General features: G+C 72.0%; 13 protein-coding genes and 1 pseudogene. 9 read left to right on the top strand and 5 right to left on the bottom strand.

The features are described from left to right. Window positions 1–18 precede the first annotated feature (18 nt). Window positions 19–2,061, top strand: coding sequence for a DUF5107 domain-containing protein (locus ACRAS8_RS07335; protein ID WP_438484990.1), 2,043 nt, complete (start codon window positions 19–21; stop codon window positions 2,059–2,061). A 139-nt stretch (window positions 2,062–2,200) separates the two neighbouring features. Next, window positions 2,201–3,121: an NADP-dependent oxidoreductase gene (locus tag ACRAS8_RS07330; RefSeq protein WP_438484989.1), complete on the top strand. Its 921-nt coding sequence runs from the start codon at window positions 2,201–2,203 to the stop codon at window positions 3,119–3,121. A 201-nt stretch (window positions 3,122–3,322) separates the two neighbouring features. Here the strand turns inward: ACRAS8_RS07330 and ACRAS8_RS07325 are convergent, their stop codons facing one another. The 3 genes and pseudogenes from ACRAS8_RS07325 to ACRAS8_RS07315 all read right to left on the bottom strand — a co-directional run. Continuing rightward, window positions 3,323–3,676, bottom strand: coding sequence for a VOC family protein (locus tag ACRAS8_RS07325; RefSeq protein WP_438484988.1), 354 nt, complete (start codon window positions 3,674–3,676; stop codon window positions 3,323–3,325). 119 nt (window positions 3,677–3,795) lie between these two features. Beyond that, window positions 3,796–4,611 carry a methyltransferase domain-containing protein gene (locus ACRAS8_RS07320; RefSeq protein WP_438490370.1) on the bottom strand — a complete coding sequence of 272 codons (816 nt, stop codon included), beginning with the start codon at window positions 4,609–4,611 and terminating at the stop codon, window positions 3,796–3,798. A gap of 702 nt (window positions 4,612–5,313) precedes the next feature. Further along, window positions 5,314–5,871 (bottom strand): annotated as a pseudogene (locus ACRAS8_RS07315) (phosphatase PAP2 family protein); the annotation flags it as partial. Window positions 5,872–6,220: 349 nt separating this feature from the next. Between ACRAS8_RS07315 and ACRAS8_RS07310 the strand changes: the two are divergent. From ACRAS8_RS07310 to ACRAS8_RS07285, 6 genes are all read left to right on the top strand, one after another. After that, window positions 6,221–6,769, top strand: coding sequence for a GNAT family N-acetyltransferase (locus tag ACRAS8_RS07310; RefSeq protein ID WP_438484987.1), 549 nt, complete (start codon window positions 6,221–6,223; stop codon window positions 6,767–6,769). Between the two features lie 232 nt (window positions 6,770–7,001). Beyond that, the gene (locus ACRAS8_RS07305) at window positions 7,002–8,402 is read left to right on the top strand and encodes an aminotransferase class I/II-fold pyridoxal phosphate-dependent enzyme (RefSeq protein ID WP_438484986.1); all 1,401 of its coding nucleotides are present in this window, start codon (window positions 7,002–7,004) and stop codon (window positions 8,400–8,402) included. Window positions 8,403–9,007: 605 nt separating this feature from the next. Further along, window positions 9,008–10,048 (top strand): MBL fold metallo-hydrolase, encoded by a 1,041-nt coding sequence (locus ACRAS8_RS07300; RefSeq protein ID WP_438484984.1) that lies wholly within the window; start codon window positions 9,008–9,010, stop codon window positions 10,046–10,048. A gap of 448 nt (window positions 10,049–10,496) precedes the next feature. Further along, window positions 10,497–11,879 carry an amino acid permease gene (locus ACRAS8_RS07295; protein WP_438490369.1) on the top strand — a complete coding sequence of 461 codons (1,383 nt, stop codon included), beginning with the start codon at window positions 10,497–10,499 and terminating at the stop codon, window positions 11,877–11,879. Between the two features lie 457 nt (window positions 11,880–12,336). Beyond that, window positions 12,337–12,777: a hypothetical protein gene (locus ACRAS8_RS07290; protein ID WP_438484982.1), complete on the top strand. Its 441-nt coding sequence runs from the start codon at window positions 12,337–12,339 to the stop codon at window positions 12,775–12,777. Window positions 12,778–13,675: 898 nt separating this feature from the next. Further along, entirely contained in the window at window positions 13,676–14,077 is a 402-nt protein-coding gene (locus ACRAS8_RS07285; RefSeq protein WP_438484980.1) for a nuclear transport factor 2 family protein, read from the top strand. Between the two features lie 45 nt (window positions 14,078–14,122). Here the strand turns inward: ACRAS8_RS07285 and ACRAS8_RS07280 are convergent, their stop codons facing one another. Then, complete coding sequence (locus ACRAS8_RS07280) at window positions 14,123–14,944, bottom strand: helix-turn-helix domain-containing protein (RefSeq protein ID WP_438484978.1); 822 nt, start codon at window positions 14,942–14,944, stop codon at window positions 14,123–14,125. Window positions 14,945–15,169: 225 nt separating this feature from the next. Here ACRAS8_RS07280 and ACRAS8_RS07275 point away from each other — a divergent pair, with 225 nt between their 5' ends. Next, the gene (locus tag ACRAS8_RS07275; RefSeq protein WP_438484976.1) at window positions 15,170–15,481 is read left to right on the top strand and encodes a 4a-hydroxytetrahydrobiopterin dehydratase; all 312 of its coding nucleotides are present in this window, start codon (window positions 15,170–15,172) and stop codon (window positions 15,479–15,481) included. 67 nt (window positions 15,482–15,548) lie between these two features. Here the strand turns inward: ACRAS8_RS07275 and ACRAS8_RS07270 are convergent, their stop codons facing one another. Then, on the bottom strand, window positions 15,549–16,469 hold the full coding sequence (locus tag ACRAS8_RS07270) for a YihY/virulence factor BrkB family protein (protein WP_438484975.1): 921 nt from the start codon (window positions 16,467–16,469) through the stop codon (window positions 15,549–15,551). Window positions 16,470–16,493 lie beyond the last annotated feature (24 nt).

Here is a 16,493-nt window from a genome sequence, read left to right as displayed (position 1 = left end):
CGAACCTGCGAGGCAACCGTGGCCACGAGTGTGCGACGCACCACCCTGACCCTGCCCCTGGCCGCCCTCGGCCCCGACAACCCGCTGCCCGCACTTCAGGCCCCCGGGGACGTGCACCGCGTCGAGATCCCCGGGGACGCCGAGCTCCCCGCCGACATGGCGCGGCAGATCGGCCGGCAGCCGCTGTGCTCGCTCCTCCCGGTCCGGATGCGGGACGGTTACGGCCGGGACCGCCACAGCACCGACCTCGACGCACTGGTCATCGAGAACGACCGGCTGCGCGCCACCGTCCTGCCCGGCCTCGGCGGCCGGGTCCACTCCCTCCACCACAAGCCCACCGGTCGCGAACTGCTCTACCGCAACCCGGTGGTGCAACCCGCCGCCTTCGCCCTCAACGGGGCGTGGTTCTCCGGCGGCATCGAGTGGAACATCGGCGCCACCGGGCACACCACTCTCGCCTGCGCCCCTCTGCACGCCGCCCGGGTCCCGGCCCCCGACGGCGGCGAGATGCTCCGCCTGTGGGAGTGGGAGCGGCTGCGCGACCTGCCCTTCCAGGTGGACCTGTGGCTGCCCGACGGCGCCGACTTCCTCTACGTGGGCGTGCGGATCCGCAACCCGCACCACCACACCGTCCCGGTGTACTGGTGGTCCAACACCGCCGTCCCCGAGGACGAGCGCACCCGCGTACTGGCCCCGGCCGACGCCGCCTGGCACTTCGGATACGAGCGCACCTTGCGGCGGGTCCCGGTGCCGGAGTCCGACGGGGCAGACCGCACCTACCCGTTGGAGAGCGAGTTCCCCGCGGACTACTTCTACGAGCTGCCCGAGGGCGCCCGCCCCTGGATCGCCTCCCTCGACCGCGACGGCCGCGGCCTGGTGCAGACCTCCACCGCCACTCTCAGCGGCCGCAAGCTGTTCGTGTGGGGCGCCGGGCGGGCCGGACGGCGCTGGCAGCGCTGGCTCACCGAACCGGGCACCGACGGCTACGCCGAGATCCAGGCCGGGCTGTCCCGCACTCAGCTGGAGCACGTCCCGCTCGACGCCGGTGGGGAGTTCGCCTGGCTGGAGGCGTACGGGCCACTGGCCGCCGATCCCGCGACCGTGCACGGCGCGGACTGGGCGGCGGCCCGCGCCGCCGTGGAGACAGACCTGGCGGCGGCGCTGCCCCGGGACGATGTCGACGCCGCGTACGCGGCCTGGCTCCCGTATGCCGACGTGGAACCGAAGGAGAAACTGGCCACCGGCTCCGGCTGGGGCGCCCTCGAAGTGGCCCGCGCCGGCCTGGAACTCCCCGGGACGCCGTTCGACCCCGGCACCATGGGCGCCGAGCAGCAGCCCTGGCTGGCACTGCTCAGGACGGGGCAACTGCCGGCCGCCGGCCCCGTCCCCGGACCGGCGCCGGTCGCCCCGGCCTGGCGCGACCTCCTGGAATCCGCCCGTCCAGGGCCGGCCGTCGAGTACCACCTCGGGCTCGCCCAGTGGCACGTGGGAGACCGCGCGCAGGCCGTGCGCAGCTGGGAGCGGGCGCTCTCGCACGGCGCCGGGTGCCTGCCGCTGTACTGCCTGGCCGTCGCCGAGTCCGTCGCGGGCGAGACCGCGCACGCCGCCGACCGGTTCACCGAGGCGTTCGACTGCGCCACCCGGTCGGCCGGCTCCGACGACCCGGCCGCCGCCCGCGCCGGGCGGGACGTGCTGCCCGCCCTCGCCCGGGAGGCGGTGCCCGCGCTGCTCGCGGCGGGCCGGGCCGAGACCGCCGCCGGGATGCTGACGGCGCTGTCCCTCGCCGAACGCGCCGGCGGCCGCTTCCGTTTGCTGACGGCACAGGTCCTGCTGGCCCAGGGGCAGCCGCGGGCGGCGCGCGAGATCTTCGACGAGGGTTTCGAGATTGCCGATCTCCGGGAGGGCGACGAGACGTTGAGCGATACCTGGTACGCCATTGCCGCGCGGCTGCTGGCGGGGGACGGCCCGGTCACCGCGGAGACCGCAGCGCGGGCCCGCGCGGAGCATCCGCTGCCGGAGCGCTACGAGTTCCGGATGCGACCGACGGAGGGCGGCACCTAGCGGGTTCGGTGCCGACCGGGCGGCGCGGATGCACCGCCGGCGACACCCCGTGACACGCCCCGAGTGATCTGGCATATGCCACTTCGAAAAGATCGCCGGACCGCGGAATCACCGTCGACCGTCACGCGTTGTGACGGCCATGAAAGCAATTACCACGAACAGTTATGGCGGTCCCGAGGTTCTCACCTACTCCGACCAACCCGATCCCAAGGTGGGACCGGACTCGGTGCTGATCCGGGTGAAGGCCGCCGGAGTCAATCCGGTCGACTGGAAGATCGTCGCGGGCTATCTCGACGGCGTGATGCACGCCCACTTCCCGCTCATCCCAGGATGGGACGTGGCAGGAGTGGTCGAGGCAGTCGGCGCCGACGCCCCCGAATACGCGGTGGGCGACGAAGTCATCGGCTACGTCCGCAAGGACGAGGTGCAGCACGGCACCTACGCCGAACTGGTCGCCGCCCCGGTGCGCACCCTGGCACGCAAGCCCGAGGCGCTCAGCTGGCAGCAGGCCGCCGGACTTCCGCTCGCTGGGCTGACGGCCTATCAGTCACTCAAGAGGGTCCGGGCCAAGGCCGGTGACCTGGTACTGGTGCACGCCGCCGCCGGCGGAGTCGGCTCGCTGGCCGTCCAGATCGCGGTCGCCGAAGGAGCCCGCGTGATCGGCACGGCCAGCGAGCGCAACCACGATTTCCTGCGGTCCCTGGGCGCCGAACCGGTGACCTACGGCGACGGGCTCACGGACCGAGTGCGAGCCCTGGCGCCCGAAGGCGTCGATGCCGCCCTGGACTTCGTCGGCGGCGGCGCGGTGGAACTCTCGCAGGAGGTGCTCAAGGACCGCAGCCGGGTGGCGTCGATCGCCGACGGCGAAGCGCGCGCGAAGGGCGGTCACATGGTGTGGGTCAGACCGGACGCCGCCGACCTGACCGCACTGGCCATCCTCGCGGACGCGGGCAAGCTCAACGTCCCGGTCGACACGACCCTCCCCCTCCGGGAGGCCGCCGAGGCGTTCCGGCTCAGCATGGCCGGCCGGACCCGCGGCAAGATCGTCCTGGAGGTGTGACGGAGGAGAGGACAGGGAGGCGGGGCGGCCAGAGATGCGGGAAGGGAGACGGCAAGGCGGAATGGAAGGCAGGCGGGGAGGCGGAAAGGAGGGAAGAGGGGAAGGTGGAAGGAGGGAAGGCGGAATGGAGAGACGAGGAGGGCGTAAGGCGGGCGGCGAGGCGGTGAGTGGAACGCGGCGATGCCCTGGGATCCTGAAGACCTAAGAGCTTTGGGTGCGGTCGACGTACTCGAAGACCGAGCCGTCGGGGTGACGGGCGATCAGGTTGCGACCGATGGGGGTGGGCAGCGGCCCGGCGATGATGTCCGCGCCGACCGCGGTGAGATCGGCCACCGCCTCATCGACATCCTTCACGGCGAGCGTCGCGGTGATCTTCCGCAGCACCGACAGCTCCGCCTCGGGGCCGCTCATCAGGAAGAAGCACCCGACCGCAGCGACCGCCACCCCGCCCCGTTGGAAGCGAATCGCCTCGGCGCCGGTCAGCCGTTCATAGACCGTGACCGCGGCATCGAGGTCGCCGACACATACCCGAAGAGAGGTCCCCAGAATGTCCATATGAAACAGCCTAGTTGGGCTGCCTGTGGCTGCGCGAACCCTGAGCGCGATGTGATCGCGGTGTGCCGAGACGGTGGAAGCGGGGTGGCGGAAGCGTCGCGGGTGGAGCTGATGCTACGTCAGGCCCGACACAGGATTTCACCGTGCAGCATGGCGAACCAGCCGTCTTGCTGGGCGCCCCACTCCCGCCAGGCCGCGGCGATACGGGTCAGGTCCTCCTCGGTGGTGTGGCCGCCGTCGATCGCGATCCTGGCGTAGGAGGAGGCCACCGTGCGCTCCGCCCACAGATCGGACCACCAGGCCCGCTCCTCGGGAGTCTGGTAGCACCAGGTGCCCGCGGTCGCGGTGATGCTCTCCTGTGGGAAGCCTGCCTGGCGCGCCCAGGCGTGCAGTCGGCGCCCGGCGTCCGGCACGCCGCCGTTGGCGCGGGCCACCCGGCGGTACAGGTCCAGCCAGTCGTCCATGCCTGCCACCTCCGGATACCAGGTGAAGGTGGCGTAATCCGCATCGCGGGCGGCGACGATACCGCCCGGCTTGGTGACGCGGCGCATCTCGCGCAGCGCCTGCACCGGATCGCCTACGTGCTGCAGGACTTGATGGGCGTGCGTCACGCAGAAGGTGTCGTCCGGGAAGTCCAGGGCGTGGACATCGCCCGTCGTGAAGTGGACGTTCTCCACTCCGCGGTCGGCGGCCGTGGCGCGGGCCTGGTCCAGGATGCCGGGAGCGTGGTCCAGGCCGGTGACCTGACCGTCCGGCACCAGGGCCGCCAGGTCGGCGGTGATGGTGCCGGGGCCGCAGCCGATGTCCAGTATCCGCATGTCAGGCAGGAGTGAATCCAGCAGATATCCCGCCGAGTTGGCGGCAGTGCGCCAGGTGTGCGAGCGCAGTACGGACTCGTGGTGGCCGTGGGTGTAGACGGCGGATTCCTGCGGCATGGGTGGCTCCTTCGGCGACATCGGGGGCTCCCGTGCACAAGGCCATGGCGAACCGCGGCCGAGGTACGGGCGCCCTGCGGCGTACTGCTTCATACGGTACGCGGGTGTCTCGTATCGCGAGAGATGCGTCTTGTGATGTGGACGCCGAGGGGGTGGAGTGGGTGGTGGGAAGAGGTGGGTGGGGAGGTGGTGGGAGGGGCGGGGGAGGGGCAGGGGGGAAGGGGGGTGCGTCAGGCGGTGTTCGTCGAGTTGGGTGTTGGGCTGGTCAGTTGGGGAGGAGGCGGTAGATGGTGTTAGGGCTTCGTTTTTTTCCAGGGTCAACTCGCCTGGGGAGGTGGTTACTTCGCCGTCGTAGGCGAGTGGGGTGTCGTCCGGCAGGCCGCCGATGCGCGGGCGGGGGAGTCGGGCCTGACTGAGGACCGGGGAGCTGACGAACAGCAGCCAGACGGCGCGGCGTTCGCCGTTGATCTCTAGGCCCAGTGGTGTGGCCGAGCGCAGCGCCTCCCAGGCGGCCAGGATCCCGGCGGGCCAGGCACCGATCCGGTGGGCCCACCGCTCCCGGAGCCGTACCAGTTCGGGGTATGCGCCGATGGAGAAGGTGTTGTCGAAGTACTGGCCCTCCTGGTGCGGTCCGGAACGGAAGCGTGCCAGGTCCACGGTCACGGCCTCGCCGCTCTCCACGGCGCGCGCCGCGTCCGTGTGCGCCTCGATGCCCGGGTCGTAAGCGAAGTGGTTGAGGGCGCCGCCCGGGAGGACGGCGAGCGGGAGGCCGTGCCGCATCGCGACCGGGGCCGCCGCGTTGACGGTGCCGTCGCCGCCGAGCACGCCCAGCGCGCCGCCCGGACCGCCGGAGACCAATCTTGGCATGCGGCGCCACTCCGTGGACTTCCGCGACGTGATCCGGGCGTGGTCCCGAGCGCTGTCCGTAGCCCGCGTTTGCGGCCGCGAACAGTCCGCGTCCGCCGGGTAGCGCGGGCGCCTCGGCGCGCGGCCGGGCCGGCGGGGCCAGTTGGGTGCGGGTCGTGCGATGCCGCGGACCGCGAAGGCCGCGCCCACGCCGAGTGCGGCGCCCGCTCGCACATCGCCCGGACAGTGCACACCCGTATAGATCCGCGAGAACGCAACGGAGACGGCGAGCGGGGCGACGGCCAGGCCCCACCACTTGTCCTCGAAGGCGACGCCGGTGGCGAACGCCGCCGCCGAGGCCGCGTGCCCGGAGGGGAAGGAGGAGGTGAAGGGCTGGCGGCTGAGCCGGCGCATATCGGCACGGCGTCCAGTAGCGGCCGGGCGCGGCGTACGGAGCGCTTGCCGAGGGTGTTCACCGTGGCGGAGGCCAGGGCCAGCGGCGCCACACCGCGCAGGGCGGCCCGGCGGGCGGGCCGGCCGGCCAGAGCCGCCGCTCCGGCCGCGACGCCGAACCACAGCAGCCCGTGATTGGCGCTGCGGGTCAGCCGGGGCAGGTGGGGGAGAAGCTGATGGGCTTTCGGGGCGGTTTGCCGCCCTGGCGGCGTGGCGGCGGTGTTGTTCTGCTTCGGGCCGGAGCACGGGTCTGGGTGGGATGCTGCGTGCGCGGGCTGTGTGGAGTTACGGGAGGGTGGAGGAGCGGAGGGTGGAGGCGCGGATGTCGTGGGTGGTTCGGCGGCGGCACGATGATGATCTTGATGCCTGTGTGGCGGTGCTCGGCGAGGTCCACGCGCACAGCGGCTACCCCCATTACTGGCCCGGCGATCCGGTGCGATGGCTCACCCCCGAGGGGCTGACGGGCGCCTGGGTCGCCGAGTCGGGTGGGGCGGTGTTCGGCCATGCCGCGTTGTGCGGACGTGAGGTCAGCCGGCTTTACGTTGCGCCCGGTGCCCGGGGGCACGGCGTCGGGGCGCGGTTGATGGCCGTCGTCGAGGCGGAGGCGGCGGCTCGTGGACTGCGGCTCGTGCTGGAGGTGAAGACGTCCGACACGTCGGCTGTTGCGCTGTACGAGCGCCGGGGGTGGGTGCGGCGCGGTACCGAGCGGCAGGAGTGGGGCGTGGCGGGGTCGGCGGCGGAAGTGGTGGAGGCGGTCGAGGTGCATCGGTATGAGGCGCCGAGCGGTGGGCGGGGAGCGGAGGTCCAGCGGCCTGGCGGTCTGGTGGTCCAGCGGCGTGAGGGCCTGGCGGCGTGGTGATCTGGAGGTCTCGCGGTCTGGCGGGGGAGGGGCCAACGATGCTCCATTCGGTCATGGCCGGGGCGTTGGGTTGTGCTCGGTCGGGGTGGGCTCCGTTCGCCTCGGGGGCGGTGGTCACCCTCCGCTGACGTGTCGTCCCCCGTCGCCACCACCCTGATCTGCGAAGGTGGTCGGGGCCGTTCATCATGTGATGGGCCCACGATCGACCGGCCGCCGTCGAGTGGAGGTACGGATGCAGCGGACCGCACCGGATCCGCGGCGGGAGCCGGATCCGGCCCCGCCGGTGGGCTTGCCGGTCCTCCCGGAACTCGCCGCGCACCTCTCCGCGGCGGCCGACCGCACCGCCCCCGAGCCTCCCGGCGGCTCCCTCTCCCTGCGCACCGCCGCCTGCGGCTACTGGGAGCGCCGCGGACTGTTCACCCCCGCCGACCGGGTGCTCGCCGCCCCTGGGGCGGCCGCTCTGCTCCTCGCCCTGTATGCCGCGACGGAGGGCGCGGTGCTGCTGACGCGGCCGTGCGCCGAGTGGTACGCGCCGCCCGCCCGGTTGCTCGGGCGGGCGGTCCATGTGACGCCGGTGCCGGCGGAGTCGGGCGGGCTGCCTGATCCGTTCGCGCTGCTGGAGACCGTACGGCGGGCCCGGATGCACGGCGATACGCCGCGTCTCCTCGTACTGTCGGTCGCCGACGACCCGACCGGCACCTGCCCGCCGCCGGAGCAGCTGCACGAGGTGTGCGAGGCGGCCGCCGAGGAGGGGTTGTGGGTCGTCAGCGACGAATCGCGACGGGATCTGCTGCATGATCCGCATGACACGGTGGTGCTCAGCCCGGCCGAGATGCTGCCCGGCGAGGTTGTGGTGCTGACCGATCTGCGGGCCGCGCTGCTGCCCGCCTCCTGGCCCGCCGCGCTGGCCCGTTTTCCGGGCACCCGACGGGGTGCCCTTCTACGGGACGCGGTGTGCCAGACGTTGGCCCGTTTGCACACCCCACTCGCCGGGCCGGTGGCCCATGCGGTCACCCATGCGCTCGGCGAACCGGACGCCGTACGGGAGCGGACCGCGACCGCGGCCCGGGTGTACGGGGCGCTCACGAGAGCTCTGCACCACACGCTCACCGGGGCGGGGGCGCTCTGCCGCCCACCCCATGCGGGCAGCCATCTCTACGCCGACCTCGAACCGTTGCGACGTCCGCTCGGGGCCCGTGGCATCGCCGGATCGGCCGCGTTGGAGGGGGAGTTGGCGCGTTGGGCGGCCCGTGGAGGTCACCGTTTCGAGGACGATCCGGACGCACTGCGGGTGCGGCTGGGGGCGGACGCACTGCTGGGCGCCGACATGGGGCTGCGGCGGCGGGTGTTGGAAGCGGCGGATCCGCTCGAACTGCCGCATGTGCGGGATGGGTTGAGAGAACTGGGGCGGGCGTTGGCCGAACTGGGCGGCAGTGCTTCCGGCCCGGTGGACGGGCCGGGGGATGGTGAGGGCGGGGGATGCGCGGCGGGAGCGGGCGCGGCTTCGGGGGCGGGCACTGCGCCGGACGCGGCGCCGGGGGTGGGGGCGGATGGCGAGGACGGGGTCTGGCCGGATGGGGGGCCGCTCGTGGGTGGTGGGGGACCGGATGCGGAGGGGAGGGCGGGGAACTGATGTGCTGTCAGAGTGCGGGTGCGGGTGCGGGTGCGGGTGTGTGCGTGTGCTGTCGTTCGTTTTTCCGTGCCTCCGTTCCTGGCCTTTCGCCGCTGCTCGGGCTCGCGTTCGGCGGCTCGTGGCCTGGCTTCCGTCCCCCGCCTCCGCTTCCGCTTCCGCTTCTGCCTCCGCCTTCACCTTCACCTTCTCCTCCTCCTTCTCCTTCGCCGTTCCGGACTTCGGCGCGTTCCCGTCTACCCCTTCCTGCCACAGGCACGACGCACCCGATCGCCTCGTGACTCCGGTTCCGCCCGGCCATCGAATGGAGCTCCTGGATGACCGAACAGACCGAGCGCTCTCCAGCGGGGCGCTCCCTCGACGAAACCTCCCGTGGGGGCACCTCGCGTGCCGAACCCTCCAGCGCTGAACGGGGTCCGCATGCCGACGACCGTCACGAAGGGGACCGTCGGGATGGGCCCCGTCAGGATATTGATCGTCCCGATGGCGACTGCCGTGCCGTTGCCCGGGATGGCGCTGACCGGGACGGGGCTGCTCGGGAAGGGGTCGGCCGCCGGGACGGCACCGCTTGGGAGGGCGCTGCCCCGGACGGCGTCGGTGGCGTATCCGTGGGGGCGGCGGCTGCGCAGGCCGTCACCGCCGCGCTTCCCGGGACCGCGCCGCCCCCACTCGCCGAGCCGCGCCCCCTAGGGGAGCCCCGCACCTGGCCCCGGGACTTCACCGATCGGCTGACCGCGCCACTGCCCGGTGTCCGAGCGCTGGCCCGGATCGCGCGGGAGGGCAAGCTCCGCCCGGCACCCGAGACGCTCGAACAGATCCAGCAACTCCCTTTCGAGCCCGGCCCGATGCCGGACGCCGTTCCCTCGACCATCGCGCTGACCTGGGTCGGGCACGCCAGCTGGGTTATCCGGATCGGTGGGCTGACCGTCCTCACCGATCCGGTGTGGTCCCGCAAGATCCTCGGAACGCCGGCCCGGGTCACCCCCGTAGGGGTTCGCTGGGAGGACCTGCCGCCGGTCGACGCCGTCGTCATCAGCCACAACCACTACGACCACCTGGACGCGCCGACGCTGAAGCGGCTGCCGCGCGACGTTCCCTTGCTGCTCCCCGCGGGAGTGGGCACCTGGGCCAGACGGCGCGGGTTCATGCAGGTCACCGACCTGGACTGGTGGGAGGCGGTGGAACTGGCCGGGCCCGGCGGCCCGGTGCGGTTCGACTTCGTTCCGGCGCACCACTGGAGCAAGCGGACGCTCACCGACACCTGCCGCTCCCTTTGGGGCGGCTGGGTGCTCACCGCCCCCGACGGACGGCGGATCCACTTCGCGGGGGACACCGGTTACGGCCACTGGTTCGAGGAGATCGGGCGCCGCTACCGGGACATCGACCTGGTGCTGGTGCCCATCGGGGCGTACGACCCGCGCTGGATGCTGCGGCCGGTGCACACCGACCCGGAGGAGGCCGTACGGGCCTGTCAGGACCTGGGAGCGCGGATTCTGGTGCCGATGCACTGGTCGACGTTCCTGCTCTCCGCCGAACCACCGTTGGAGCCGCTGCACCGCATCCGGGCGGCCTGGGCGGCGACCGGCCGCCCGCGGTCGGACCTGTGGGACCTTCCGGTGGGGGCGTCCCGGGTGCTGGAGGAGAGCTGACGGCCATGTGTGGCTGGCCCAGTCGCTCGGTTACCGCCGACGAAGCGCCGCGGCGACATCGCGGGAAGCAGGCACGGGAAGCAGACAGGCGAGCATGATCGGGATGCGGTCGGCCGGTATCAGGCCGTACCGGCTGGTATCAGGCCGTAGGGGAGCCGTCGCCCATCGTGCGCCAGCCAGCCGTAGCGCGCGGCCGGTCAGCGAGGGTGCGACGGCCGCGGACGGACCGTCGTCCGACGGCGCAGACGCACACCCATACGCACACGCAGGCGCTCGGACCGGCGGCGGACGACCTGCGGTGCCAGGCCGGACCGTCCGAAGGTTTTTCCGGTCGCCACCCCCTGCACGGGACAAAACCCGGTGATTTTGCGGCGGCCCTCCCTTCGCCGACCATGGCTGGGCCCGGTAATCCCGGATGAACAGCGCACGACGAGAGGCCCACCACGCCATGCACGACCGGCACACCCGCCGTTTCGGTCTGGGGACCGCTACCGCCCTGGTGATGGGCAACATCATCGGTGGCGGCATCTTCCTGCTGCCGGCTTCGGTCGCCCCCTTCGGCACCGTCAGCCTGGTCGCCTTCGGTGTCCTCACGCTCGGGGCGATCGCCCTGGCCCTGGTCTTCGGACGGCTCGCGCAGCGCCATCCGGACACCGGCGGACCCTACGTCTACGCGCGCGAGGCGTTCGGCGACTTCGCCGGGTTCCTCTCCGCCTGGTCGTACTGGACGATGACCTGGGTCAGCAACGCCGCGCTGGCGGTCGCCGCCGTCGGCTACGTCCATGTGCTCGTTCCCGGCCACGCCTCCCGGGGCATGGACCTGATGGTGGCGCTGGGCGCGCTGTGGCTGCCGGCCCTGGCCAACTTCGCGGGCACCCGGTACGTCGGCGCGGTGCAGCTGGTCTCCACGGTCCTGAAGTTCGTGCCGCTGCTGTTCATCGCGATCGTGGGGATGTTCTTCTTCGACCCGCACAAGCTCGGGTCGTTCCACGAGGGCGGCGGCAGCACCCTCGGCGGGCTGTCCGCGGCGGCTGCGATCCTGCTCTACAGCTATGTGGGCGTGGAGTCGGCCGCGATGAGCGCCGGCGAGGTCCGCGACCCCGAGCGCAACGTCGGCCGGGCCACCGTCCTGGGCACCATCGGCGCCGCCGTGGTCTACCTCCTGGGCACCCTGTCGGTCTTCGGCACCGTCGCCCACGACAAGCTGGTCGCGTCCAAGGCGCCGTTCTCCGACGCGGTGGACGCGATGTTCGGCGGCCAGTGGGGCGGCACGGTCATCGCGGGCGCCGCGGTGATCTCCATCGTCGGCGCGCTCAACGGCTGGACGCTGATGAGCGCCCAGTCCCCGTATGCCGCCGCCAAGGACGGCCTCTTCCCGGCGGCGTTCCTCACCAAGCGGCGCGGGGTGCCGACGTTCGGCGTGCTGGCCGCCGCGGTGCTGGCCAGCGCCCTGACCGTGATCAACTACTTCATCGGCAGCGGCGGCGTCTTCGAGATCCTGGTCCTGATCACCACCTTCTCGGCGACCGTCCCCTACCTCCTCGCCGCCGGCGCGCAGATCTACTTCCTGCTCACCGGCCGCCGCGACAAGGTCCGCCCGGCCCGCTTCGCCCGCGACCTGACGCTCGCGGTGGTCGCCTTCGGCTTCACCTTCTGGCTGGTGGCCGGCGCCGGCTACGCGGCGATCTACCAGGGCGTGCTGTTCCTCTTCGCCGGCATCCTGGTGTACGCGGTGATGGCCGCCCGGCGCTCGGCGGGCCGCGAACGCCGGCAGGACACGGCCGAAGAGGCGGCCAAGGAGGCGGCGGAGCCCGCCCCGGTCGTGGGCTGACCACCCTGCTCCACCCCGCCGACCGGACCCGATGCCCCTGGGTCTGCCGGACCCGATGCCCCTGGCCGCACGCCTGCGACCAGGGGCATTACCTTGCGTGTAAACGAGGCTGCGGCGGGGCGAGTTCGTGGGCTGAGGACAAGTGGCGCCCTGCCCGTGGGAGTCCGCGGAAGTCCACTTCGGTTCGCTGCCGGTGGCTCCCTCTCTGGCTCCCAGGACGCCGCTTCGGTCTGCTGTGACAGCCTGCCCTGCCATCGGCGTTGGGGGCTCAAGCGTCTATAAGGGTTGTCCCATACGTCCATCGTCCCCGGCCGGTCCTGCCCATCCACGCGGGCGGTTGAGCCAAGCGACTGAATATGGCCCGCGAGCGTTGGCTTGCTGCGGGTTGTCGGCATTCTGCACGAGCGGCCGCAGAAAGATACCTCTCGATCGACAGGCCAATCAGTCAAGGAGCGTCGTGAAAAGACTAGTGCAGGCGGGACTGGTGCAGGCGGGAACCCTCGTCGGGGCATGCGGTCTGGTGCTGTTCGGCACCGGAATCACGCAGGCCCAGAACCCACCGGGCAACTCGGAAGGATCCCTCCTCAACGCCTCGGCGGGTGGCGATGTCGCCCCCATCACGGCAATGCTGACCGGTGTTCTGTGCGACAACCGCCTGCCCGACTTCGATTACAAGTCGCCCAAGATCAAGTCGCCTCATCATTGCAGCGGTGGGCCGATCAAGAGCGGCAACAGCATGCACAGCAACATTTTCATCGACCACGGAAACCCGGTGAACAGCGGCAACATCCAAAACGCGGCCGGCACCACCAACACCCTCAACTCTGCCGGCGGTTCCGAGTCGGGCAGCAAGAACAACATCTCCGTCTCCCCGCTGCTCAAGCCCCTCCTCTCCTGACCCTGATCCGACAGCGTACGGAAGACCACCCGATTCAGCGGGACGGCCTTTTCTTGGCTGTATGAGCAAGCGTTGGCACTCCGGTCCCCGACCCTCGTCGGGGCCGGCCGCGGGCGGTGAGACCGCGGTTGGGTCCGCGAGGCGCACCAGGTCGTGGGTGCTGTCCTGGCCTGCACAGGCTCCAGGACGCCGAGCCCGAAGTTCGCACGTATCGCCGCTGACTGCGCCGCGTACCTGCGGCCTCCGTGGTCCATAGGCGGTCTCCCCGCCTATGCCTCGGGGATCGCGGAGGCAGGAAGACCACACCGGAGAAGGTTGCGTACGCAACCAGTTTTACGGAGGTGATGCGTTCGGCATCTTTGAACACCGCCCTTGTCGGGCGTCTGGGCGCAGGGGAGGCGGTGTGGCGGGTTCCCCTGACCGGTGTGCCAGGCGTCGCCGGGCAGTCTGATCCGTCCCTGTGAGGAGTCCGAGCTGTGCGCGATGTCCCCGAGCCGGCGGATGCGGGGATGCCGAGGACCGCGTTGCAGAGACCGCCGTCGAAGCCGTTGCCGTCCAGCAGGGGTTGCTCCAGGGAAGGTCGAGCCGGAAGAAGTCGGCCTTGTGGACATCGATGGCGGCCAGGGCGGTTTCGATGTGGTCGACGTAGTTGCCACAGGCGTTGGCCGGCTGGGTGCATGCTCCGACGAGGTTGGCCATCAGCGGCTCGTCCGGATGCCCTTGCGCGGGCGGGGCGCTGGTTCCGATGCACGGCTTGAAGTGGTCCAGAAGCCCGGTGGGACACAGGCCCTGGCTGGGGCTCCTATTACCTTGCGCGTAATCGCCTCCTGCGCGTCGCTCCGGCAGAGTTCAGGCCACGGCACGAACACCACGACACGGCTGACACCAGGAGTTCGCGATGACGCAGAACGTGCAGCAGGGCGCCCCCGAGCAGGCCATCGACCACGCGGCCGCCGCCGAGCGGTACCTGGCGGCGTGGAACGCCACCGAGGCGGACGAGCGGGCCGAGGCGGTCGCCGCGGCGTTCACCGAGCACGCCACCTACACCGACCCGCTGGCCGAGGTCGCCGGGCACGACGGGCTCGCGGCGGCGATCGCCGGGGCGCACCGGCAGTTCCCGGGCTTCGTCTTCCGGCCGCTGGGCGCGGTGGACGGCCACCACGACATCGCGCGGTTCGGCTGGGAGCTGGTCGGGCCCGACGGCGCGGCGCCGGTCGCCGGGTTCGACGTGGTGCGGCTGGCCGCGGACGGCCGGATCCGGTCGGTGAGCGGCTTCCTGGACCGCGTACCGGCGATGTGAACCCGCGCCCTGGCGGTGTGAACCGCACTCTCCCCGCCACCGCGCTCACCCCGCCACATTGCGCAGATGCTCGGCCGTTTCGGGGTCGGCGGGCAGGAACGCCTCCAGCGCCAGCTCCGAAACGGTCACATCCATCGGCGTGTTGAAGGTGGCGATGGTGGAGAGGAACGACAGCGTCCTGCCGCGGTGCTCGATGACCAGCGGCAGGGCGAACGGCGGATGGTCGCCGCCGGCCGCGGTCTCCCGCCCGCCGTCCGGCAGCGGGTAGGAGCGCAGCTCGTCGTGGAGCGCCCGCAGCGGCGCGGACCGCAGCAGCGCCAACTGCCGGTCCAGCTGGGCGAAGAGGTGCTCCCGCCACTCCAGGAAGTTGCGGATGCGGGGGGCCATGCCGCGCGGGTGGAGGGTGATCCGCATGGCGTTCAACGGCGGTTCGAGCAGTTCCGGATCGACGCCTTCCAGCAGCACGCCGACGCCCTGGTTGGCCGCCTGTACGTGGTACATGCCGTCGACCACCAGGGCGGGATACGGGTCGTAGCCGGCCAGCAGCCGCTCCATCCCGGCCCGCAGCGCGGACATCGACGGGTCGTCCAGGGGTGTCTCCGGGAAGGCCGGGGCGTAACCGGCCGAGATCAGCAGGGCGTTGCGCTCCCGGACCGGGATGTCGAGGTGTTCGGCCAGCCGCAGCACCATCTCCTGGCTGGGGCGGGCGCGGCCGGTCTCGATGAAGCTGATGTGGCGGGCGGAGGAGTCGGCGCGCAGGGCCAGTTCCAGCTGGCTGATCCGGCGCCGGTCGCGCCATTCCCGCAACAGGGTGCCCACACCCGTCGTCTGCGGCGCGGACGCCGTGGCTGCCGTGGCTGTCGTCATGGGGGGAAGGTAGTCGAACGACTGAAGTTACCGATGGTAACTTCCGGGTGTGGGCGGGCCGGAGCGGACCGCCCACACCCGGAAGCCCGCCCGCCTGTCCGTCCCTGTTCGTTCGCCCGTCCCCGTCCGCCCGTCGTGGACGGGCGCGAAACCGCCCCCGACATGACAGGCTGGAACCGCCGCACCCCAGCGGCGGCGCACGGCACCCGGCGGAAGGCGAGCACGATGAGCGCACAGGTGACACCTCTCGACGAGGCGGAGATCCAGGACCGTCTCCGCGAACTCCCCGGCTGGACCGCCGACGGCGACCGCCTGCACCGCCGCTACCGCTTCGACCGGCACTTCCAGGCCGCCGCGATGGTCATGCACATCGCCCAGATCCAGGAGGAGTTGGGCCACCACGCCGAGCTGACCCTGGGCTACAACCACCTCGCCGTCGCGGTCAACACCCACAGCGCCGGCGGCCGGATCACCCACCTCGACTTCGGTCTGGCCCGCCGCATCGAGGAGATCGCCGCGGGGCACGGCGCCCACTGAGCGGCCGGCCGCCGGCGGCCCGGTCCGCTCCCGGCGGCGGTCCGGTCGCGCCCGCCGGCGGCCGCCGTCAGCTCGGACCGCGCTGCCGTACGACCCGCCCGGCCCGCGCCAGCTCCACGTTGAACTGCGCCCCCGACAGCAGCGACAGGTTGGAGAACCACAGCCAGATCAGGAACACCACCGGCCCGGCCAGCGACCCGTACAGCCGGTTGAAGGTGCCGACGTACGAGGCGTAGAACGCGAAGCCCGCCGACGACACCAGCCACAGCAGCACCGCCAGCACCCCGCCCGGAACGGCCCGCCGCACCCCGCGGGAACTCGGCGGCCCGGAGCGGAACAGCACCATCGCCAGCACGGTCGCCAGCACCAGCAGCAGCGGCCACTGGAGCACGTTCCACAGCGCCTCGCCCGCCTCGCCCAACCCCAGGGCCTGGCCCAGCGCCGTCGCCACCGGCCCGCTCACCAGTAGCGCCACCGCACTGCAGATCAGCAGCGCCATCAGCAGCAGCGCCGTCACCAGGATCCGCGGGGCCTTCCGCCACGGCGGGCGGTCGTCCTTCGTCCGGTGCATGGCGTGCAGCGCCCGCCGGAACACCGCCAGATAACTGCACGACGACCACAGCGCACTGGCCGCCGCGCCGCCTACCACCACCCAGGCCGCGGTGCGCTGATGCGCCATCACCACCAGCGCGTGCCGGACCGTCGCCCCCGACTCGGCCGGCGCGATCGAGCTGAGGTGGTTGATCAGCTGCTCGGTGCCGGCCGGATCGGCGAGGCCGATCAGCGAGATGGTGACGATCGCCGACGGCAGCAGCGCCAGCACCGAGTAGTACGTCAGGCTCGCCGCGTAGTCCGTCAGGTCGTCGTGCCAGACGGACAGCGGCGTGCGGCGCAGCGCCGTGCGGTACCGCCGCCAGGCCGGCCGGCGGGCCGGGCGCCTGGCGGCGGTCCGTGCCGGGGCCGTGGACGGCGCGGTCTCAGCCCCCATACCGGACCTCCGACGCCCCGGTCC

It is taken from the genome of Streptomyces sp. S186 (genome assembly GCF_051603415.1).
Lineage (GTDB): Bacteria > Actinomycetota > Actinomycetes > Streptomycetales > Streptomycetaceae > Streptomyces.
This window is presented reverse-complemented; position numbering and strand designations above follow the sequence as displayed.